Source organism: Pseudofrankia inefficax (genome assembly GCF_000166135.1).
Classification (GTDB): Bacteria; Actinomycetota; Actinomycetes; order Frankiales; family Frankiaceae; genus Pseudofrankia; species Pseudofrankia inefficax.
Genome location: NC_014666.1, coordinates 3,575,927 through 3,597,498 on the forward strand (window position 1 = coordinate 3,575,927; position 21,572 = coordinate 3,597,498).

The 21,572-nt window shown below is 75.0% G+C and carries 16 protein-coding genes; 10 read left to right on the forward strand and 6 right to left on the reverse strand.

The features are described 5' to 3' along the window. Positions 1-253: 253 nt before the first annotated feature. Positions 254-1,570 carry an acyltransferase family protein gene (locus FRAEUI1C_RS14735; protein WP_013424103.1) on the forward strand — a complete coding sequence of 439 codons (1,317 nt, stop codon included), beginning with the start codon at positions 254-256 and terminating at the stop codon, positions 1,568-1,570. 281 nt (positions 1,571-1,851) lie between these two features. Continuing rightward, positions 1,852-3,855: a sensor histidine kinase gene (locus FRAEUI1C_RS14740; protein WP_013424104.1), complete on the forward strand. Its 2,004-nt coding sequence runs from the start codon at positions 1,852-1,854 to the stop codon at positions 3,853-3,855. Positions 3,856-3,905: 50 nt separating this feature from the next. On the opposite strand, the gene FRAEUI1C_RS14745 is transcribed toward FRAEUI1C_RS14740, so the two are convergent. The 3 genes from FRAEUI1C_RS14745 to FRAEUI1C_RS14755 form a co-directional block, all read right to left on the reverse strand. Beyond that, positions 3,906-4,601 (reverse strand): response regulator, encoded by a 696-nt coding sequence (locus tag FRAEUI1C_RS14745; RefSeq protein WP_232425431.1) that lies wholly within the window; start codon positions 4,599-4,601, stop codon positions 3,906-3,908. A 435-nt stretch (positions 4,602-5,036) separates the two neighbouring features. Further along, the gene (locus FRAEUI1C_RS14750) at positions 5,037-6,305 is read right to left on the reverse strand and encodes an MFS transporter (protein WP_013424106.1); all 1,269 of its coding nucleotides are present in this window, start codon (positions 6,303-6,305) and stop codon (positions 5,037-5,039) included. Between the two features lie 76 nt (positions 6,306-6,381). Next, entirely contained in the window at positions 6,382-7,221 is an 840-nt protein-coding gene (locus tag FRAEUI1C_RS14755; RefSeq protein WP_013424107.1) for a rhomboid family intramembrane serine protease, read from the reverse strand. A gap of 304 nt (positions 7,222-7,525) precedes the next feature. Between FRAEUI1C_RS14755 and FRAEUI1C_RS14760 the strand changes: the two genes are divergently transcribed. The 3 genes from FRAEUI1C_RS14760 (at position 7,526) to FRAEUI1C_RS36295 (ending at position 12,727) form a co-directional block, all read left to right on the forward strand. Further along, the gene (locus FRAEUI1C_RS14760; protein ID WP_232425432.1) at positions 7,526-8,806 is read left to right on the forward strand and encodes an MFS transporter; all 1,281 of its coding nucleotides are present in this window, start codon (positions 7,526-7,528) and stop codon (positions 8,804-8,806) included. Positions 8,807-8,917: 111 nt separating this feature from the next. Further along, positions 8,918-10,249: an adenosylmethionine--8-amino-7-oxononanoate transaminase gene (gene bioA, locus FRAEUI1C_RS14765; RefSeq protein ID WP_049807185.1), complete on the forward strand. Its 1,332-nt coding sequence runs from the start codon at positions 8,918-8,920 to the stop codon at positions 10,247-10,249. Positions 10,250-11,029: 780 nt separating this feature from the next. After that, positions 11,030-12,727: a GGDEF domain-containing protein gene (locus tag FRAEUI1C_RS36295; protein ID WP_013424110.1), complete on the forward strand. Its 1,698-nt coding sequence runs from the start codon at positions 11,030-11,032 to the stop codon at positions 12,725-12,727. Positions 12,728-12,760: 33 nt separating this feature from the next. On the opposite strand, the gene FRAEUI1C_RS14775 is transcribed toward FRAEUI1C_RS36295, so the two are convergent. Together FRAEUI1C_RS14775 and FRAEUI1C_RS14780 are read right to left on the reverse strand one after the other, a co-directional pair. Continuing rightward, positions 12,761-13,594, reverse strand: a complete 834-nt coding sequence (locus FRAEUI1C_RS14775; protein WP_013424111.1) for a bifunctional 5,10-methylenetetrahydrofolate dehydrogenase/5,10-methenyltetrahydrofolate cyclohydrolase — start codon at positions 13,592-13,594, stop codon at positions 12,761-12,763. Positions 13,595-13,728: 134 nt separating this feature from the next. Then, positions 13,729-14,106, reverse strand: coding sequence for an MmcQ/YjbR family DNA-binding protein (locus tag FRAEUI1C_RS14780; protein WP_041259335.1), 378 nt, complete (start codon positions 14,104-14,106; stop codon positions 13,729-13,731). 124 nt (positions 14,107-14,230) lie between these two features. Between FRAEUI1C_RS14780 and FRAEUI1C_RS37185 the strand changes: the two genes are divergently transcribed. Together FRAEUI1C_RS37185 and FRAEUI1C_RS14790 are read left to right on the forward strand one after the other, a co-directional pair. Continuing rightward, the gene (locus FRAEUI1C_RS37185) at positions 14,231-15,007 is read left to right on the forward strand and encodes a DUF4232 domain-containing protein (protein ID WP_013424113.1); all 777 of its coding nucleotides are present in this window, start codon (positions 14,231-14,233) and stop codon (positions 15,005-15,007) included. 70 nt (positions 15,008-15,077) lie between these two features. Further along, positions 15,078-15,755 carry a uracil-DNA glycosylase gene (locus FRAEUI1C_RS14790; protein WP_013424114.1) on the forward strand — a complete coding sequence of 226 codons (678 nt, stop codon included), beginning with the start codon at positions 15,078-15,080 and terminating at the stop codon, positions 15,753-15,755. A 183-nt stretch (positions 15,756-15,938) separates the two neighbouring features. On the opposite strand, the gene FRAEUI1C_RS14795 is transcribed toward FRAEUI1C_RS14790, so the two are convergent. Beyond that, positions 15,939-16,763: a helix-turn-helix transcriptional regulator gene (locus tag FRAEUI1C_RS14795; protein ID WP_041259339.1), complete on the reverse strand. Its 825-nt coding sequence runs from the start codon at positions 16,761-16,763 to the stop codon at positions 15,939-15,941. A 118-nt stretch (positions 16,764-16,881) separates the two neighbouring features. On the opposite strand from FRAEUI1C_RS14795, the gene FRAEUI1C_RS14800 reads away from it, so the two are divergent. From FRAEUI1C_RS14800 to FRAEUI1C_RS14810, 3 genes are all read left to right on the forward strand, one after another. Continuing rightward, positions 16,882-18,414 carry an MFS transporter gene (locus FRAEUI1C_RS14800; protein WP_232425433.1) on the forward strand — a complete coding sequence of 511 codons (1,533 nt, stop codon included), beginning with the start codon at positions 16,882-16,884 and terminating at the stop codon, positions 18,412-18,414. A gap of 240 nt (positions 18,415-18,654) precedes the next feature. Beyond that, entirely contained in the window at positions 18,655-19,857 is a 1,203-nt protein-coding gene (locus tag FRAEUI1C_RS14805; RefSeq protein ID WP_013424117.1) for a hypothetical protein, read from the forward strand. Continuing rightward, positions 19,854-21,494, forward strand: coding sequence for a hypothetical protein (locus FRAEUI1C_RS14810; protein WP_013424118.1), 1,641 nt, complete (start codon positions 19,854-19,856; stop codon positions 21,492-21,494). Before FRAEUI1C_RS14805 ends, FRAEUI1C_RS14810 begins: the two co-directional genes overlap by 4 nt. The last annotated feature ends 78 nt before the right edge of the window (positions 21,495-21,572 follow it).

Here is a 21,572-nt window from a genome sequence, read left to right on the forward strand (position 1 = left end):
CCGTATTACTTGGTGTCGGCCGGGGGAGGGCGCAATCACGGTGGGAGCGCAAGAGGGCTATTTTCAAGGAATTCCGAGCAACGTCGACGTGTGGGCGGTGCGGAAGCTCGGGCAGCGTCGAAGTGTGGGCGGCCTGAACGTTCGGGCGGCCTGAACGTTCGGGCGGCCTGAACGTTCGGGCGGCGCAGAACGCGGCGCCGGCGGTGGAGCCGTCGCGTGCTCGCGAAGAGACCGGAGCTGGCGTGGAGGGCAAGTGACGGTGGGGCACGCGCCGGCCGTGAGCGCGCTGGGGGCGTCCGCCCCGGCCCGGTACCACTACCTGGACGCGCTGCGGGCCGCGCTGATGTTCATGGGTGTCTTCGTCCACGCGGCGGCGATCGGCGAGGTCCGGGCCTTCCGGCTCATCGCCAGCGCGTCGAACCTGTTCCGGATGGACGGGTTCTTCGTGATCTCGGGATTCTTCGCCAGCATGCTGGTCCTGCGCTACCGGCCGGGCCTGATGGTGCGGCGGCGGCTGCTGTCGATAGGGGTGCCGTTCGTCGCGGCGCTGGTGCTGCTCAACCCGATCGCGCTGTGGCTGATGTACAACCAGCACAACCCGCACGTCGGCCTGGTCGACTACCTGCTCGGTCACCTGGCCGAGCACCCGGCCGGGCCGCCGCGGTACTGGCATCTGCACCTGTGGTTCCTGGTCGCGCTGCTCGTCTACACGCTGTGCTCGCCCGCGGTGTTCGCCGCCCTGAGCGCGCTGTTCAGGACCCGGCAGTTCGACTGGGTGGCGCGCAGCCGGCCCTGGACGATGGCGGCGCTGGTCACCTTCGTCCTGCTGGCGACCCTGGTGCTCCAGGGCGCCTACCTGCTGGCGCTGCGCCCGGTGATCGAGACGACGCCAGCCAACTTCGTGGTCCGCTCGACCCTGCAGTGCCTGCCGTTCTTCGTCGTCGGGATGGCGCTCTTCCTCGACCGCCAGCGGCTCCTGCCGGCCTTCAGCCGGCCGGCGCCGGTGCTGCTGGTCGTCTGCGGCGGCCTGCTGTGCGCGGTGAAGCTCGACCTGGCGGCGCCGCTGGGGTCCGAGCTGGGGGACGAGCTGGTCCGGGCGGCGCTCGCGCTGGCCATCGTGGTGAACCTGTTCGCCTTCTTCCACCGGTTCGTGAACCGGGAGCGGCCGAGCCTGCGGTACGGCGCGGACGCGGCCTACAGCGTCTACCTCCTGCACTACGTACTGATCTACGTGCTCGCCGCGCTGCTGGGGATCGGCGCGAACGCGACCCTGCCTGGCCTGCTTCTGATCACGGCGCTGACCTTCGTGATCACGCTGTCGGTGCACCACTTCCTGATCCGGCGGTTCCGCGTCCTCGCCGTGGTCTTCAACGGGAAGATCGCTCTCGGTAAGCCCAGCCCGGCCCGCTTCGAGGCCCGTCGACCCGCCCTGGCGGCCGACGCGACGGCGCCGTTGCGGCTGCCGGGGCAGCGTTCGGCGTCCCGCGATCAGCCGCCGGCGGCGGCACCCGGCCGGGGAGGCGACCCCTACCGTCGGCGTGGCGGCCGCCACCGCGCGCCGAAGGCGTAACGGGGCCGTGGCTAGCCGGTCCGGGCGGCACCTCGGTGCCGGAAAGTTGGGCCCTCCGGCGCGGCGCGTGAGGCTTTCGGGCAGCTACCGGGGTTGACGACACCGTTCGGGTACCTTCTGGTTGCCCTCCGTCGCGATGACGGGACTATGCGCCCGGCGCGACGTCGTATTGTGCTGGGCAGAGCGGCCTGGTTCCGGCTGTCCAGGTCCGGCCGGGCCCGCGCCGTCCGGCTGCTGTCGTCCGGACACGCCGGCCACGATGGGGTGGAGGTGGTGGAACGGTGACCAGCGAGGCCGGGCAACCCGCGCCACCTGTCGCCGCCGTGGTCGCGGCCCAGGCCGCCACCGGCGCGCGGCCCACGGTCGGGCCGCAGCCCGCCGCGGGCCCTGCCGCCGCCGGCGTCCAGGCACCCCCTCGCGCGCCGGCAGCCGACCCCGCCACCGCGGCCGTCTGGCTGCCGGCCCGGCAGCGGCCGGCCGGGGCCCGCACGCCCGCCGGACCGGGGCTCGAGGAGCGGATCGAGCGGATGCTCCACCAGCTCGGCGACCGCGTCGGTGACGCCCTCGCCGCGCACGACCGGATGCGTGGCCTGGCGGACGCGCTGGCCACCGTCGCCCAGGAGCCGGACCTGGCGGCGACGCTGCGGCGCGCGGCCGAGGTGGCCTGCCGGCTCGCCGATGCCCAGTACGGGGCGATCGGCGTGCTCGCGCCCGACGGCCGGGTCCACGATCTGGTGCAGGTCGGGCTGGACCCTGCCGCGCTGGCCCGGGCCGGGAGGCTGCCGGGCGGCCGCGCGTCGTTCGGCGCCGCCCTGCGCGAGTCGTGGGCCCGCTGCCTCGACGCCGCGGCCGATGAGCCGGGAGCCGCGGGCCTCGCGCCGGGACAGCCGGCGTTCGGCGCGTTCCTGGGCGCGCCGATCACGATCCGCGGGGCGGCGTTCGGCGACCTCTACCTCGGCGGCAAGCGTGGCGGCGGCCCGTTCACCAGCCAGGACGAGGACCTGGTGACGGCGTTCGCGGCGGCGGTCGGCCTCGCGATCGAGAACTCCCGGCTGCGGGACGAGGCACGCCGCCAACAGGCCTGGCAGGCGGCCAGCGGCGAGATCACCGCGGCGCTCGTGGCGGTGCCCGAGCCGTGGGCGGCGCTGGACCTGGTCGCGAGCCGGGCCCGGCAGGCCACCTCGGCGTGCCTCGCGGCGATCGTCATCCCCGACCCGGCGGCCGGGATCATCGTCACGAACGCCGACGGCGCCGGGGCCGACCGGCTGTGTGGCCGCAACCTGCCGGTCGAGCGCAGCCCGCTCGTCGAGGCGATGCGGATCGGGCGGGCGCGGGTCGTCGCCGGGGCGGAGCTGTGCGACCTGCTCGGACCGGCGGCCGCGCAGCTGGCGCTCGCCTGCGTGATGGTGGTGCCGATGGTCGCCGCCGGCCGGGCGGTGGGTGGGCTGCTGCTCGGGGCGCCCGAGACCCAGCCCGACGGCGCCTCCGGGCCGGTGGCCGACCCGCTGGGCCGGGCGGTCGGCGTCACCCAGTTCGGCGAGCTGGATCTGCGGATGGCGACGGCCTTCGCCGGTCAGGCCGCCCTCACGCTCGAGCTCAACCGGCTGCAGCGCGACCGGGAGCGCCTCGCGGTGTTCGAGGACCGGGACCGGATCGCGCGCGACCTGCACGACGTGGTGATCCAGCGGCTGTTCGCCACCGGTCTCCAGTTGCAGGGGATGACCCGGTCGATGCCGGCGCCGGTGGCGGCCCGGGTCGAGGACGTGGTCGGCGAGCTGGACCAGACGATCACCGAGCTGCGGCACACGATCTTCTCGCTGAGCTCCCCGACGGCGGACGGCGCGGCGCTGCGGGCCGAGATCGAGCGGATCGCCGGGCAGGCCGAGCACTCCGTCGGCCTGCGCCCCGCGGTGCGGATCGAGGGGCACGTCGAGCGGGTGCCGGTGGTGGTCCACCCGCACCTGTTGGCGGCACTGCGGGAGGCGTTGTCGAACATCGCCCGGCACTCGCGGGCGACCCGGGTGCAGGTGCTGGTCCGCGCGACCGACGACGACGTGCTGGTCGAGGTGCACGACGACGGGGTCGGCCCGGGCGGGGCCGGGGTCACCAGCGGCCTGGCGAACCTGCGCAGCCGGGCGCAGGACCTCGGTGGGCACATGGAGTTCGGCCCGGGGCCAGGCGGCGTGGGCACCCGGGTGCGCTGGCAGGTGCCCACGGCCGTGCGGCCCGCGCCGGCCGACTGGGCGTCCAGCTCGACGCCGCCTCCCGGGCTGCCCCGCCCGTGAGCCGCGCCTGACCGGCCTGTGAGCCGGCGGGTCCTTGCCGAACGGAACGGTCAGGTGCCGAGCTTGGTGGCGAACACCGCCGCCTGGGTGCGGCTCTCCAGACCCAGCTTGGACAGCATGCTGGACACGTAGTTCTTGACGGTCTTCTCCGCCAGGTACATCCGGTTGGCGATCTGCCGGTTGGTGAGGCCCTCGGCGATGAGCGCGAGGATACGCCGCTCCTGGTCGGTGAGGCCGGCGAGCCGCTCGTCCTCGGCCGGGCCCTGCCGCAGCCGGTACAGCACCCGCGGGGTGACCTCGGGGTCGAGCAGCGACTGCCCGGCGGCGACCCGGCGGACCGCGTCGACGAGGGCGGCGCCGCGGATCTGCTTGAGCACGTAGCCAGCGGCACCGGCCATGATCGCGGTGAACAGCGCGTCCTCGTCGTCGAACGACGTGAGGATCAGGCAGGCGATGCCGGAGTCGTTCGAGCGGACCTGCCGGCAGACCTCGATGCCGCTGCCGTCCTGCAGCCGGGCGTCCAGCACGGCCACGTCCGGCCGCAGAGCCATGATCTGCTCGAGTGCCTCATCGGCTCGGCCGGCCTCGCCGACGATCTCGATGTCGGGTTCCTCGGAAAGCAGGTCGCGCAGCCCGCGGCGAACGACCTCGTGGTCGTCGAGCAGGAAAATTCGGATCGTCCGGCCGGGCGGGGGAGCGGGCTGACCGGTCGCCACCGACGGCGACCCGCCGAGACCAGGCGACATGCTCGCGGCCGTTCGGGCGTTGCCCGCCGCGGGAATGTCCGCAGATACCTCTGACACCGTTGACCCCGCCAGACCCGCAGTCGTTGAAGACTCTCCGTATGTCACCTGATGCAACGAGAGTATAACGCGGCCGTTGAGCGCCCCAGAGTTGTCCGATGATCGAAGTGATTCGGCAGTAGAGCACTAGGGCCGGAAGGAACGGTAATTCGTCCCGAGTGATTGTATGAACTCGCTGGGCGACATCTGCCCTGTTCAGGCGGCTGCCAGCCGCCGGTTCGACACGGCTTGTACGCGCCAGGCCGACCGTCGTGACTGTCCGCCGTGGTTCGGCGCGTTTCCGGTGTTGGTCCGGTGGGTTGCCGTCCGCACGATGGTGTTATGCCGCCGGTACGCAGCCCACTGAGGGACACGCGGGCCGGGCGGGTCTGGGCCGGCCTAGGCCCGCTCGCCGGACATCTCGGAGCGGCTCACCGCGACCGCCTCCGGGCCGGCGGGGCGGGCGGGACCGTCGGCCGCCGGGGCGCCGAGCAGGGCGCGGCGCCCGCCGAGCGCCGCGAGGCCGACCAGGACGCCGGCGCAGGCGGCCACCGCCCAGCCGGACCGGGCGCCGAACCTGTCGATCGTCGCCCCGGCCGCCGGCGCCCCGGCGGAGATGCCGGTGACCAGCGCGACCTGGAGCCAGGCGAAGCCCTCGGTGCGCGCGGCCGGCGGTACCAGCCGCTCCATGACGGTGTTCGCGCCGACCATCGAGGGCGCGACCGTCGCCCCGGTGATCACCACCAGCGGCACGAGCAGCGCCACGTTCGGCGCGGCCAGCGGCAGCCACAGCGCGAAGGCCATGAACCCGCAGGCGATGAGGAACCGGCGCGCGAACGCCGCCCCGGCGGGCCGCGCGCCCCAGAACAGGCCGCTGGTCGCCGAGCCGAGCGCGAACAGCGCGAGCAGCACGCCGGAGAAGGCGCCGAGGCCGTGTTGGCGGCCGAACGCGACCGTGGTCACGTCGGTCGCGCCGAACGACACCCCGATCGCCAGCAGCACCAGCAGCAGCGCGCGCAGCGCCGGGTCGCGGAACACCCGCGGCCGCGGGGCACGGCCGGCGGTGGCCGGCCGCGGCCCCGGGTCGGTGCCAAGCTGGGCCGCGAGGGCCAGCGTCCCGGCCGTCAGCAGGATGCCGGCGGCGACCAGTCCGGCGGCCGGCGCGACCGCGGTCGCGAGCACGGTCGCCAGCACCGGCCCGGTGATGAAGATGACCTCGTCGACGGCCGCCTCCAGCGAGAACGCCGCCCCCAGCAGGTCGCCGTCCGTGAGGCAGACGCTCCACCGGGCCCGGCTGCAGCTGCCGGTCGGCGGGAACACCCCGCCCATGACCGCCGCGAAGACGTACCAGAGCGGCCTTGGCGCCCCGGTACCAACGGTCACCAGCAGGCCGACCAGCCCGACGAGATGGCCGAGAAGGCACAGCACCAGCACCCTGGCCTGGCCGAAGCGGTCCAGTGCCCGGCCGATCCGGGCGGCGCTGAGCGCCTCGCCGAGCGTCGCCGCCGCGACGACCGTGCCGCCGACGCCGTAGGAGCCGGTCTCGTGCTGGATGTAGAGGATGGTCCCGATGCCGAGCATCGAGATCGGGATCCGGCCGACGAACGCGGCGAGGACGAAGCGCGTGGCACCCTGGGTCGTGAGCGCCCGCCGGTATACAGAGGCCATGGCCGGTCTCACCCTGCCTGACCTGCTGTCCGGGATCCACCGGATTACCCGCGACCCGCCTCACAGCGCCGCTGGATCACCAACGGGTGCCGCGGACCCAGCGGGTTCGGGGGGCGTGGCGGCGTGGGTCCGGGCCGGCGGCGCGCAGCCTCTGGACGAACGGCAGGGCCACCAGGGCGCCGAACACGAACCCGACCACGTGTGCCCCGTAGGCAACGGCACCGCCGGAGGACACGCCGATACCGGCGAAATACAGATACTGCAGCACGAACCAGAACCCGAGCACCAGCCAGGCCGGTAGCCAGAACGGGATGAAGAAAAGGATCGGTACGACACCGATCACCCGGGCGCGTGGGAAAACCACCAGGTAGGCGCCGAGTACGCCGGCGATTGCGCCCGACGCGCCGATCAGGGTGCTCCGCGAGTCCGGCTGGGCGAACGAGAAGCCATAGGCGGCGACGAACCCGCAGGCCACATAGAAGAACAGAAACCGCAGCCGGCCCATCCGGTCCTCGACGTTGTTCCCGAAGACGCCGAGAAACAGCATGTTGCCGAGCAGGTGCACCCAGCTCCCGTGCAGGAACATCGAGGTCAGCACCGACAGGATCGGGTTCTTGTCGAACGTCGGCGGCGAGCTCACCTCGCAGCCGGTCGTGCCGTCCGGGTTGAGCCCGATCCTCCCGGTGTCCGCGACCGGCAGCTGCTTGTCGGTCATCAGCTCCTTCGGGATCGCCCCCCACTCCTCGAAGAAGCGCCGCTGCTCGCAGACGTTCGGGCTGGTGCCCCGGTGCAGGCCCATCACCGCGGTCGACACCGGGGTGAACAGCACGAACACGAGGACGTTCACCGCGATGAGCAGCCAGGTCATGACCGGCCGCCGTCTCAGCGGGTTGATGTCGTGGATGGGGATGACCACGCCCGCCATCCTGCCGAACCCGGCTGACCCGGGCGCCCGCGGGTCCGTCGCCCCAACGGTCCCCGCCGCCGGGCACTACGATCGCCGGCTTGCGGCCCTCCGGCTCGCGCGGCCACCGGGCCACCGTCCGGGGCGGGGGAGCGCCCTCGCCGGCCTGGCTGACCTGGACGGTGACCGGTCGGGGCGACGCCGGGCGGGGCGGTGGCGGGGGCTATGGGCCGGCCGTCGCGCGACGGTGGTCCCTGTCACGTGCCCAGCGGGAAGCCACGGCGCGGGCGGGGGCATTGTCACTCCCGTGCGCCCTGTGAACCCACCGTCGCCGGCCGGCCCGCCCGTGACCTCGGCGCCCGGCGGCGTGCCCGCCCCGGCGGCCCGGGGTGTGCTGCGCGGCGGCGCCGCGCTGGCGGCGGCCGCGTACGCGTTCGCCGTGACCATGGCCGGCACGACGCTGCCCACGCCGCTGTACCCCCACTACCGGGCCGAGTTCGGCTTCTCCCAGCTGATGGTCACGGTGATCTTCGCGACGTACGCGGTCGGGGTGATCGCGGCGCTGCTGCTGTTCGGCCGGCTGTCGGACCGGATCGGCCGCCGAGCCACCCTGCTGCCGGGCCTGGCCGTGTCCGCGGCGAGTGCCGTGGTGTTCCTGCTCGCGGGCGGCCTGCCGGCGCTGCTCGTCGGGCGGCTGCTGTCCGGCCTGTCCGCCGGAATGTTCACCGGCACCGCGACGGCCGCGATCGTCGACCTCGCGGCGCCGGGCCGGGCCGGGCGCGCCGCGTTGCTGGCGACGGTGGCGAACATGGGCGGCCTCGGCTGCGGCCCGGTGATCGCGGGCCTGGTCGCCCAGTTCGGCCCGGCGCCGCTGCGGTGGACGTTCGTCGTCGACCTGGCGCTGCTGATTCCCGCCGCGCTGGCCGTGCTGCTGCTGCCGGAGACGGTGTCGCCGGCGGCCCGGGCCGCGAACCGGGCCGCCGGCGGCCGGCTGGTGTCCCGGCCGCGGGTGCCCGCCGCGGCGCGGGTGGTCTTCGTCCGGGCGGCGCTCGCCGGGTTCGCCGGTTTCGCGGTGCTCGGCATGTTCACCGCGGTGTCCCCGGCGTTCCTCGGCCAGGTGCTCCACCAGCATGACCCGCTGGTCACCGGGCTGGTGGTGGCCGCCGTGTTCGCCGCGTCGGCGGCCGGCCAGGCACTGGCCCGCCGGACCGGGCCGGCGTCCGGGCTGTGGCTCGGCTGCGGGGCGCTGCTCGTCGGCCTCGCCGCCGTCGCGCTGGCACTGGTGTTCGCCTCGCTGCCGCTGCTGGTCGTCGGCGGGGTCGTCACCGGGGCCGGCCAGGGGCTCAGCTTCGCCGCGGGGCTCGGCGCGCTGCTCGCCGCCGCGCCGCCGGCCGCCCGCGGCGAGACGTCGTCGGCGTTCTTCGTGGTGGCCTACGTCGCCATCTCGGTGCCGGTGGTCGGCATCGGCGTGCTGGCCGAGCTGACCGCGCTGCGGACCGCCGGACTGGCGTTCATCGTGGTCGTCGCGGCCCTGGTCGTGACGGTTCTCGCGCTGCTGCGCCGCGGCCGGACCGGCGGCGACGCCCCAGCCGAGTAGGCCCAGGCGCCCCGGCGGCGGCGGGGGGCGGTGGCCCATCCCCTCTGGGGCACAGGTCACGCGCGGGGATCCGGCAGAGTAAGGCGGGTGGAGCTGCTGAACACCCCGACGGTGAGCGACCAGGACCGCGGTGGCCCGGACCCGCGTGGCAGTGCCGCGGCACGGCTGGTGGCGCGGGACCGGGCGGTCGTCTGGCACCCGTACGCGGCCGCCGGAGCCGCCGCGGGCGGCCCGCTGTTCGCGGTCGCGTCGGCGTCCGGGGTGCGTCTGCGGCTGACCGACGGGCGTGAGCTGATCGACGGGATGTCGTCGTGGTGGGCCGCGATCCACGGCTACCGCCACCCGGTGCTCGACGCCGCGGCGCACGCGCAGCTCGACACGATGGCCCACGTCATGTTCGGCGGGCTCACCCACGAGCCGGCGGTCCGGCTGGCCGAGACGCTGGTCGCGATCACCCCGGCACCGCTGGCGAAGGTGTTCCTGTGTGACTCGGGGTCAGTCTCCGTCGAGGTCGCGATCAAGATGGCGCTGCAGTACTGGCTCGGCCGGGGCCGGCCCCGGCGCACCCGCCTGCTGACCGTGCGGCGCGGCTACCACGGCGACACCTCCGGCGCGATGGCCGTCTGCGACCCGGACGGCGGGATGCACCACCTCTTCACTGGCCTGCTCTCGCGCCACCTGTTCGCGCCGGCGCCGCCCTGCGGGTTCGACGAGCCGTGCACCGACGCGCACGTGGCGCCGTTCGCGGCGCTGCTGGCCGCCCACGCCGACGAGACGGCCGCCGTCATCCTCGAGCCGGTGCTGCAGGGCACCGGCGCGATGCGCGGCTACCACCCGGGCTTCCTGACCCGGGTCCGCGAGCTGTGCGACGAGCACGGCGTGCTCCTGATCGCCGACGAGATCGCCACCGGGTTCGGCCGGACCGGCGAGCTGTTCGGCTGCGACCACGCGGGCATCAGCCCGGACATCATGTGCGTCGGCAAGGCCCTCACCGGCGGCTACCTGACCATGGCGGCGACGCTGTGCACCGACGAGGTCGCCGACGGGGTCTGCGCCTCGGAGGCCGGGGCCTTCATGCACGGCCCGACGTTCATGGCCAACCCGCTCGCGGCCGCGATCGCCAGCGCGAACCTCGAGCTCCTGCTCGGCTCGCCCTGGCGCGAGACCGTCCGGCGGATCGAGGCCGAGCTCGCCGCCGGACTCGCCCCGGCCGCCGAGCTGCCCGGCGTCGCCGAGGTGCGCACGCTGGGCGCCGTCGGTGTCATCGAGACCCGCGAGCCGGTCGACATGGCCGTCATCCAGCCCCGGCTCGTCGAGCTGGGCGTCTGGGTCCGCCCGTTCGGCCGTCTCGTCTACACGATGCCGCCCTACGTCACCGGCACCGCGGACATCGCCACTCTCACCGCCGCGATGGTCGAGGCCGTCGCGACGGCCTCGCGCTGACGGGCCGGCGCGGCCCGGCCCGGCGACGCTCGCCTGGCGGGCTCACCCGACAGCCCACAAGATAGTCAACGATGTTGACGTCGGCCCCGCGGCGCGCCGTAATCTTGGTGCGGGGGTTGGGCGCCGGGCGGGCGCCCGTGGATCGGCTGTGATCTGCTGGTGAAGACCACTGTGTTCCTAGGGTCACCGCGGCGCCGGGTGTGACGCCGTTGGAGGCTGGTAGGGAGCGACTTGTTCACGCAGGTCAGCGCTCGATTTGGGTGTTCAGATGGTCGCTGTGCGTAAATCGATTCCCGTCGGTCGCTACCTAAGGCAACAGATTCCAGGCGTCCGCGAAGTGGTTGCCCATACCGCTCTGGACTTCGTACTCTTTGTTCTCAGCAGAGCACAGGGAGTAGCACTACCCCCAGGGGGGCAATGAACCGGCGATATCCCGCCCTGGACCTGGACGAGGAAGGCCGATGCCCCGTGGCCACAGCGACCGACGGTCCCACCTCCTGCGACGGCAGTGAGGCTCTCGGCCCGGCCCGGCCCGGCGCACCGCGCGAACCCGGCCCGAACGGTGACGCGCGTGACGGCGTCGGCCCGCGTCCTTCCAGCGGGCCTGGGCACGGCCCGGAGACCGCTCTGCCGGCTGGACCAGGCCTTGGACCCGCGACGTCGTCCGACATGGCCTCGCGGTCCTGGTGGCGACCGGTTCAGCTCCGCCTTCCGGCTCCCCGGGCGCTGGCCAGATGGCGGGTCTTACCCTGGCGGCCCGCCGCGGCCGGCCGGATCGTCGTGCCGCTCGCGGCGGACGGCGGCTGGGTCGTCGACACACCGGCTGTCGGCCTGCCGACGATCCCGGCCGGCCCCGAGGCCGCCAGATCCGAGGCCGCGAGAACCGAGCCCGCCCGGCCCCTGCCCGCCAGGCCTGAGCCCGCCCGGGCGGCGGCCGCCTGGCCGCACCCCCGAACGGACCGCCCACCCGCCAGTGCCATCGTCGGCGCGTCGGCCCGCCGCCTGCCCGCCCGGCCCGCGCCGGCCGTCCCGCCCGCCGAGCCCGGGATCGCCCGCCCCGCGACGGCGCTCGACCTCGACCCGGGCGCGCCGCCACCGCGGGCCGGGCAGCCCGGCTGGCGGCTGGCCGGCCTGGGCGTCCTGTGGCTCGCCCTGGCGGTGAGCGGGTTCGCCAGGCTGACGGTCCGGCCCGCCGACGCGGCGACTTTCGCCACGCTGCTCGCCTTCGCGGCCCTCGCGCTGCTGACCGCCCGCCCGGCCGGCGCGACCGGCGGCCGCGACCGCGGCCTGGTCGTCGTCTGGACGCTGCCGGTCGCGCTGCTGCTGCCCCCGGCCTACGCACTGGTCGCTCATCTGCCGCTGTGCCTGCTGCGGACGGGCGGGTGGGCCCGCTGGGGCCAGCCCCCGGCGGTGCCCGGGCCGAGCCTGGCCGGCGGCTCGGGGGAGCCTGGCCTGAGCCTCGGCAGGCGGGCGGCGCGCCTGCCGTCGCGGCCGCGGGTCCAGGACGCGCTCGCGCTCGGCGCGGCCGGCGCGGCGGCGAGCTGGCTGCACGGTTTTCTCGCCCCGGCCACCGGCTCGTACACGGCGGACGACCTGACCGGCTCGCCGGTGCGGCTGGCCGGCCTCGCGGCGGCCGCTGGCGGGTTCGCGCTGGTCCGCGGGCTTCTGCTGCCCGGCGTGACCCGGAGCCTCTGGTCGCGCGGCGAGCGCCAGCGGGGCGCGCCGCGCGGAGCCGTCCCGGTGGCCGGCGTGGTGCTGCTGGGGCTGACCGAGCTGTGCGCCGCGGTCGCGGTGGCGGCGCTGTGGGTGGCGAACCCGCTGCTCATGCTCACCGCCGCGCCGCCGGCGCTGCTGCTGGCGCGCAGCCTGCCGCCCGACGAGCTGCTCGCCGCCGCCCGCACCGACCCGAAGACCGGCCTCGCGAACGTCACCTGGTGGCGGGAGGTCGCCGACGCCGAGCTCGTCCGCGCGCGCCGCGCCGGCCGCCCGCTCTCGGTGCTGCTCGTCGACATCGACCACTTCAAGCAGGTCAACGACAGGCACGGCCACCTGTTCGGCGACACCGTCCTGGTGGCGGTCGCCGAGGCGCTGCGGGCGGCGACGCGGCCGTGGGACCTGGTCGGCCGGTTCGGTGGCGAGGAGTTCGTCGTCCTGCTCGCCGAGGTCGACCTGGTGACGGCCGCGGAGATCGCCGAGCGGATCCGCCGGCAGGTGGCGGCGACCCGCTGCCCGCTGGATCCGAGCGCGCTCGACGGCGACGCGGTCGGTGTCACCGTCTCGGTCGGCGCGGCGGTCTGCGGGCACTCCGCCGGCCTGGCCGGGGCGCTCGAGGCCGCCGACGCGGCCCTCTACCGGGCGAAGGCCGCCGGCCGCAACCGGATCCGCCTCGCGGACCCGGTCGTGCCGGTCGTGCGGGCCGAGCCCGCCGGTGAGCCCGGCCCGGCGCAGCTTCCCGTCCAGGCGGCCCAGCCCGACTGACCGGGCTCCGTCCGTGCCGTCCGGTGGACCTCCTCAGCGGGCGCGGTGGGCGGCCTGGACGGTGTTGCGCAGCAGCAGCATGGTCGTGACCGGCCCGACGCCGCCGGGCACCGGGGTCAGCGCACCGGCGACGCCGGCGATCGCGTCCGCGTCGACGTCCCCGACCAGCCCCTCGTCGGTCACGTTCGTGCCGACGTCGATGACGGTCGCCCCCGGCCGCACGAACCCGGCGCCGACCAGCTTCGGACGGCCGACGGCCGCGACCACGATGTCGGCCTCGTGCGCCACCGTCGCCAGGTCCCTGGTGCGGGAGTGGCAGACCGTCACGGTGGCGTCCTCGGCCAGCAGGAGCAGCGCCGCCGGCTTCCCGACCACCGGGCTGCGGCCGATCACGCAGGCCCGCGCGCCGGCCATCGGGACGTCGCCACGGCGCAGGATCTCGACCACGGCGGCGGCGGTCGCCGGGGCGAACGCCGGCAGGCCCAGCGCCAGCCGGCCGAGGCTGGTCGGGTTCATCCCGTCGACGTCCTTCGACGCCGGAATGCGGGCGCCGACCTCGTCGGCAGTCATCCCGGCCGGAAGTGGCGTCTGGGCCAGAATCCCATGGACGGCGGGGTCGGCGGCCAGCCGGCCGAGGGTCTCCGTCAGCTCGTCGGGTTTGCCGGACAGCTGGTGGCGCTGGCAGGCCACCCCGACGCGCCCGGCGGTCTGTTCGATGACCCGCGCGAAGGACAACGCCGCCCGGTCGTCGCCCGGCAGTACCACGGCCAGCGTCGGCGTGACACCTGCCTCGGCGAGCAACGCCACCTCGTCGACGACATGCCGGCCGATCTCGGCGGCCATCGCCCGTCCGTCCAGAAGCCTCATGGTCGCATCCGTTCCCTGGTTGTCCGCGCGTCCTCGCCGCCTGAGAACCCTCCCGGGCAGAATCCGTTCGCCGGCACGGTAACAATCAGGCCGCCGAACTTCCGGGACAAAGGCCGGATGCCGTGGCTTCCCTGTCAGCCGGCCTGGTCCGGCCGTGCCACCTGATCGGCGAGCCGGGGCGGGGCCTGCAGGCAGTAGGAGTCGGTCAGCAGCTCCGCGAGCTCGTCCCAGTCGGTGTCGTCGCCCAGGACCAGCCCGACGACGTTCTCCCCCCACGACGCCCGGAAATACGGCGCGCCCAGCCGCTCGAACGCCATCAGCTCGGACGGCTCGGCGCGGAAGGTGATCCTGAACAGCTGGTCCTCACCGCCGAACACGTGCGCGACCGTGGCCCCGCCGACCCGCCAGCGCACCCCCGCCCAGGCCTCCTCCTCCTGGCAGTCGGGAAAGCCGCCCAGCAGCGAGCCAAGTCGCCTGATGATCTCGGCCGGCACGGGCGGACGCTCTGGCATGGCCCGAAATCTGCCACACGGCACCGACAGTTCGCGGCGTCGCGGTGTCTTGCGGTCGATTGACCGAAGCGGACACGGTGTCCGATAGCGCAGCATCATGGACCTCTAGGCGGATGGAGCTGCGATGGACACCGGTAGCGAAGGTCACCAGGTCGTCGGCCGTGCGGCCGCGACGCGGACGGTCCTCGGCCGTGGCCGGCCACGGGCCCGACGCCGGGTGGTCGGCGGTCCCGGCGGCCGAAGGACCGCGGCCGGACCGGCGCTCGGCGTACTGATCGCCGTGACGATCGCCGCCTGCTCCGGGTCGAGTGGCGCCTCGGGCTCGACCGGCGCCTCGACGGCGCCGCCGGCCACGTCGGCGAGCGCCGGCTCCGGCACCGGCGCGCCGACGGGCGGCCCCGCCACGACGAGCCCGGTCACGGCGACCGTCACACCCGCCGTCCCGACCTGCCCGTCGTCGTCGCTGTCGGCGAAGTTCCAGAACTCCGACGGCGCGGCGGGCACCGTGTACGACGAGATGGCCCTGACGAACACCGGCAGGACGCGCTGCGCCGTCGAGGGCTATCCCGGCGTCTCACTGCTGGACGCGGCGGGCCACCAGCTCGGCGCTCCCGCCGACCGGGTGCCGCCCGGCCAGTCGACCGGCCTCGCGGGCGAGAGCGGTGGGCGGATCGCGCTCGCGCCGGGTGGCCTGCTCGTCTTCACCGTGCTGATGACCCAGCCGGGGGTGCTGCCGGGCTGCCTGACCCCCGACAGCATGGCCAAGGCGTTCACGATGCGGATCTACCCACCGGACAACACCGTTGCCCTGCTGGTGGCCATCAACGGCGCCGAGGGCACGCTGGCCTGCGCGGACCCGGCGGTCCACGAGCTGCGGGTCACCACCGTCGGCGCGGTCTGAGCCGCACGCGCCGGCGCGAAGGTGACCCGTCCGGCCGGGCCCCGCGCCCCGGCCGGTAGGTTGATCCATCGTGTCAGGACAACCGTTGCGGGAGCTGGTCGAGCCCGGCTGGGCCGACGCGCTGGAGCCGGTCGCCGAGCGGGTCGCGGCCATGGGCGACTTCCTGCGCGCCGAGATCGCGGCCGGGCGTACCTACCTGCCGGCCGGGCCGAACGTGCTGCGCGCCTTCCAGCAGCCGTTCGACGAGGTGCGGGTGCTGATCGTCGGGCAGGACCCGTACCCGACGCCCGGCATGGCCATCGGCCTCAGCTTCGCGGTCGCGCCCGACATCCGGCGCCTCCCGGGCAGCCTGGTCAACATCTTCCAGGAGCTGCGCGCCGACGTCGGCGTGCAGGAGCCGTCGAACGGTGACCTGTCGGCGTGGACCGGCCAGGGCGTGCTCCTGCTGAACAGGGCGCTGACGACGGCACCCCGCCAGCCCGGCTCGCACCGGGGCAAGGGCTGGGAGGAGATCACCGAGCAGGCGATCCGGGCGCTGGCCGGGCGCGGCAAACCGCTGGTGGCGATCCTGTGGGGCGCGGACGCGCGCGGCCTGCGCCCGTTCCTGGCGGGCATCCCGACGATCGAGTCGGCCCACCCGTCGCCCCGCTCGGCGGACCGTGGCTTCTTCGGCTCCCGACCGTTCAGCCGGGCGAACGACCTGCTGCTGAGCCAGGGCGCCCAGCCCGTCGACTGGCGCCTGCCCTGACCGATCTCGCGGATGAGCCCGCGGGCCTGGCGGCCGGTCCTTGATCGCGGCTTTGGCCCTCCCGGGGTCGTGACCAGGCCGTTTCCGCAACCATCCGAGGGCCCAAACCGCGATCACCAGCACCAGCGGGCCGACGAGAAACGGCTGGCGGCTGTGGCGGGCCGCGCGGGCCAGGGGCCGGGGTCAGCTACTGGCGAGCAGGGCGAGAGCGTCGGCGCTCGGGGTGCCGGGCTCGGCGTGGTAGAGCACCATCCGGTGGCTCGTGTCGGGCAGCGTCATGCCCTCGTAGGCGAGGTCGAGCCGGCCGACGAGCGGGTGCTGGAACTTCTTCACGCCGTGGCCGCAGTCCATGACCGGATGCTTGGCCCACAACGCGGCGAAGGTGTCGCTGCGCTGGACGAGCTCGCCGACCAGGCAGCTGAGCTGATGGTCGTCGGGGTGGAGGCCTGACGACAGGCGCAGGAAGCCGACGAGGTTGCGGGCCATCTGGTCCGGCTCGGCGTACAGGTCGCGCCCGCCCGGCTCCAGGAAGAACATCCGGGCGAAGTTCGGCCGGTTGCGCACGTCGTCGGGCTGCTCGAACGGCTGGCCGGCGCCGACCAGCCGGTGGCCCAGCTCGTTCCAGGCCAGGACGTCGTTGCGGTGGCACACGATCAGCGCCGGCCCCGGCGCCGACCGGATCAGCCCGACGGCCGACGGCCGGGGCCGCTCGACGCGCGACCGGCGCGGCGGCCTGGGCGCGGGGTGGGCCAGCCGCCGCAGGTGCGCGTGCTCCGCGTCCGTCAGCGCGAGGGCCCGGGCGAGCGCGTCGATGACGCCGTCGGAGGCGTTGTGCTGGTCGGACTGTTCGAGGCGGGTGTAGTACGTCGGGCTGACCCCGGCGAGGTGGGCGAGCTCCTCGCGGCGCAGCCCGGGGACCCGGCGGGCGCCGTAGGAGACCAGGCCCACGTCCTCGGGGCTGACCGCCGCCCTGCGGGTGCGCAGAAACTCGCCGAGTTCGGTCGCCATGCCGTTCATCGTGCCTCGCGCGTGGCGCCGCCGGGTATCCCTGCCAGTGGTAGGCACGCCGAGGGGTGGCGGCGCAGGGGTGTCGCTGACGACCGGGATCCGGCGCAGCGTCGACACCGTGACCACTTCGATGACCCTCGACGCCGCCGGCTCGCCGGCCGCCTCGACGCGCATGACCCGCGGCCAGGTCCTGGTCCTGGTGCTGCTGCTGGCCTCGCAGTTCACCCTCTGCGTCGACTTCTCCGTGCTGAACGTCGCGCTGCCCACGGTCGGCGCGAAGCTGGGGTTCTCCGACGCGAACGTGCAGTGGATCGCGACGGCGTTCGCTCTGTGCGCCGCCGGATTCACCCTCCTGTTCGGCCGGATCGGCGACTACCTGGGCAAGCTGCGGGTCTTCGGGGTCGGCATGACGGCCCTCGGCCTGGCCTCGCTGCTCGGCGGGCTGGCCACGAGTCCCGCGGTCCTGCTGACGGCCCGGGTCGCGCAGGGGCTCGCGACGGCGGCGGTGACCCCGGCGGCGCTGTCGCTGCTGACCACGACTTTCCCGGACGGCCCGCTGCGCCAGCGCGCGCTCGGGCTCAACAGCGTGATGATGTCGACCGGGTTCACCAGCGGTGCGGTGCTCGGCGGGGTCCTCACCGACCTGATGAGCTGGCGCTGGGCGTTCCTCGTCAACGTGCCGATCGCCGCCGCCGTCGTCGCGGTCGCGCCGTTCGTCCTGCGCGACACGTCGCCCCGCGACCGGACCCGGCTCGACCTGCCCGGCGCCGCGCTCGTCACGTCCGGCCTGCTCGCGCTCGTCTACGGCGCGACCCGGCTGGGCGCGCAGGGCGTCCGGGACCGGTGGGCGATCGGGTGCCTCGTCGCGGCGGCCGCGCTGCTCGTCGGGTTCTGGTGGGCCGAGCGGCGCCACCCCCGCCCGCTCGTGCCGGTCACGATCCTGACCCGCCGCACCGTCGGCTGGGGCAACGCGGCCGGGCTCGTCACGTTCTCGATGGAACCCGCGCTGGTGTTCCTGCTGACGATGTACCTGCAGCACGTCCTGCACCTGAACCCGCTGCGGACCGGGCTGATGCTGGCGACGATGGGGGCCGGCGCGATCGTCGGCGGCTGGGCCGGGCCGAGGGTGATCGCGTCGGTCGGGGTCCGTTGGGCGACCGCCGGCGGCCTGACCGTGCAGGCCGTGCTGACCGCCCTCCTGGTCTTCGTCGGGCCGACACTGGGCTCGCTGTGGCTGGTCGGCGCGACCACCTTCGTCGGCGCGGTCGGGCACGTGTGCGCGATCGTCGGCTTCATGGTCTCGGCGACGACCGGCCTGCCCGACCGGGAGCAGGGTCTCGCCACCGGCCTCGCGACGATGACCCAGCAGGTCGCCATCGCCGTCGGGGTGCCGGTGATGAGCGCCGTGGCCATCGGGCTGGGTGGGTTGGACTCGTTGCCCGCGCTGCGGTGGGCCATGGTCGTCGACGCCGGTGTCGTCCTGGCCGGAGCGGTGCTGGTCGGGCAGGGGCTGCGGGCCGCCGGTCCGGGATCCGGGGTGAACGCCGTCCTGCCCGAGCCACGGTCGGCCCGCGGTCCCGAGCCGCGGTCCGTCGGGGATCCCGAGCCGCGCGCCGTCGGAGCTCCGGAATGGACGGCCGCGTCCCGGTGAGTGGAGCGGATGCCGGTCCTCCTGCCTGCTGGTCGCCGCTGTCCGTCGGCGCCGCTTGTGCCATTGGTCCGGGCCGCCGCTCGTCGCCGCTGGTCGGGGCCGCTGTCGGGCCTCGGCCGGCGGCGGCCGGCCGCGGACCGGCGGGGCGCCCGCGTGGTGTCGGCCTCCGTCCGTCAGGATCGGTGCTGAAAGGATCGGTGCTGACGGGGTAGCGGGGCGTTGGCGCGCGAAGGGCGGGTTGTGCGGCACGAAGGCAAGACGGAAGCGCGGCTGGAGCGGATCCGGGGCGCGGTGAGCCCGCGGCGGCACAACGCCCGGACGATCGCCGCGCTGACCAGCAATCCCGGGTGCGGCCGGCGGGCCGTTCTGGACGCCGCGGGGGTCGACAAGGACGGGCTCGCGGGGCGCGTCGGCTACCCGGCCGGGTTCGGGCAGTCTCCCTTCGCGATCGTGCGCGGCAACGTGTTCGAGAAGCAGGTCAAGGCCGACGGCTGCACCGAGCTTCTCCGGCTGCTGCGCGACCAGCTTGGCCTTGACCTCGGCCCGGCCTCCTACCGGGATCTCGGCGCGTCGGGCGAGGTCGCGGCCGGCGGGGCCCCGGGGGAGGGAGGTCTGGACGCGCGGCACGCCGCCTCGGTCGCGGCCCTGACCGAGGCCGCCAGGGACGCCGCGGCCGATCCGGCTGCCCCCGGAGCCGTGTTCGACCACCCGCTGCTGCGGCTGGACGTCGCCGGGCAGGAGGTGTCGCTGGAGCCGGACCTGGTCGCGGTCCAGCCCGGCGGGGTCTGTCACATCGTCGAGATCAAGTCCTTCCCGGTGATCGACGGGCAGGCGGACGGGGAGAAGGTCGCCGCCGCGGCGATCCAGGCCGCGGTCTATGTGCTCGCGCTGCGGCGGCTGCTCGGCCGGGCCGAGGCGGTCGCCTACGAGGTGGTGCTCGTCTGCCCGAAGGACTTCTCCAACACACCGATCGCGACGAAGGTCGACGTCCGTCGGCAGCTGCTGATCCTGGAACATCAGCTGGCACGGCTGACCCGGATCGACTCCCTCCTGGACGCGCTCCCCGACGACCTGCGCCTCGATCTCGCCGTCGACGACGCCGGAGTGCCGGTGCTCGACGCCGCGGCCCTGACCGGCGCGCTGGGGAAACTAGCGGCCCGTTACGCGCCCGGCTGCCTTTCGACCTGCGAGCTGGCCTTCTTCTGCCGGCACGAGTCGGCGGGGCGTACGGCGACCCTCGGTGTCGGGGTCCGCGAGGAGCTGGGCGGTGTCGAGACCGTCGCCGACGCGCTCGGCCTCGCGCACGGCACCCGCGCGCCGGACGACGACCAGGCCGAGGCCGCGGCGAGGCTGCGTACCACGGCCCGGGTCTACGCCGAGGTGCTCGCCAGCCTGCCGGCGCGGTCGCGGCCCGGTCCGACGCCGCGGGAGGGCGGGCCGTGAGCGCCATCGGTGCGTACGCGCGGGCGCGGGCCGCGGCGGTCGGCGTCGCGCAGCCGGTCGCCTCGGTGCGCCATCTGCACCTGTCCGAGTCGCCGCTGGTCCTGGTGCCGTTGACGATGGCCGGCGAGGCGAACGCGCCGTTGGCGGCGCTGGTCGGCACGGCCGTGGACCGGCCGGTGCTGCTGGTCGTTCCGCAGCCACGGGACCGGTCCCGTCGGTTCCGTTTCGCCGACGAGCTCGCGGCCGTGCTGCTGGCCGAGGTGGCGCGGTGCGCCTCCGCCGGCTCCGAGCCGGTGAAGCCGCCGAAGGCCGCGCGGACGCCACCCGCGACGGTGACCGAACCTGGTGCCGCGGCGACCGTTGCCCCGGACGACGGTGGCCAGGCCGCCGCCGCTGCCGCGGCCGGTGAGCTCGCCGAGGCGACGAGGTTCCTGGACGCGCCCCAGCTGCTCGTGCCGAACCGGGCCGGGGCCGACTTCGTGCGGCTGTTCGGCCGTTCGACGCGGTTCCGCTCGACGGTGGGGGAGTACGCCGTCCCGGCCGGCGTGCCGCTGCTGGGCCGCTGGCTGACGTTCCTCGCCCAGCGAGCCGAGCATCCCGGGTCGTCCGCGCTGGTGGCGATGACGGAGGCGCTGGCCAAGCACTGGGCTACCGGGCAGAGCGCGCTGGAGGACGCCAACCTGGCGGCGCTGCTGGCCTGGATCGACCCGCCGCCCGGATGCACGGGTGCCGAGGCCGCCCGGCTGGCCGAGGATCCGGCCCGCTGGCCGCCGGCCGGGCCGACGACGGACCCGGGCTTCGACAACCGGGTGCTCGCGCCCGCGATCCGCGCCTACGACGAGGCCGTCGCCCAGTCCGCCGCGACGACCGGCGGCGGGCCCGAGGACCTGCGGGTCGCCAGGGCCGAGGCCGCGGTGGCCGACGTCCTGCGCGGTCAGCTCGAACCGACCTGGCGCCTGATGTGGCGGGCGGTCGACCTGCTGCGCGCGCTGCCGCCCGGCGCCTCCGTGGCGCGCCGCTGGGAGCAGGACCGGGCCAGGTTCAGCTCCTACGTCGCCTACCTGGCCGCCGAGGACGGCGGGCTGCCGCAGGCACGGCGCGACGGTGCCGTCGCCGCCGCCCGGCGCCTCGCCGTGCTGGAGCGTGAGCTCGCCGGCTACGAGGCCGACCAGGCCTTCGACGACCCGCTGGTGCTGGCGAACCAGCGGGTGACCGGCGAGGCGTTCGTCGGCCAGGTCGTCGGCGTCGAACGTGACCGCCGGATCGCGAACAGCCGCGGCACCCCGGTCACCCGGCCCCTGGTCGAGGTACTGACCGTCGACCCGGTCCGCCTCGCGCCGCGCGCGAAGGTCGAGTCGCCGGCGCGGCGTGGCCAGTTCGGCGAGATCGTCGATGTCCGGCCGGCCGCGGACGGGCTGCTGGTGACGCTGGAGCTCAGTGGCGGGATGGGGAGGTCCAAGGTTCCGCCCCCGGGCTCGGTCCCCGCCGAGGGCGAGACCCTCAGCTACACCAGCCTGCTGTCGGACGGCATGTTCTCGGCCGGGCTGCCGGCGCCGGAGGACACCCCGTGGACCCATGGTGGCCCGCCCAGCCCCTATGAGCCCACCGAGGACGACGTCCGGGAACGCTGGGAGTGATCCGGGTGCCGGACCCGGTGCCCGCCCCGTTCGCGGTCCGTCCCGGCGAGGCGCCGGCGGGAGCCTGGCCGGCCCGGG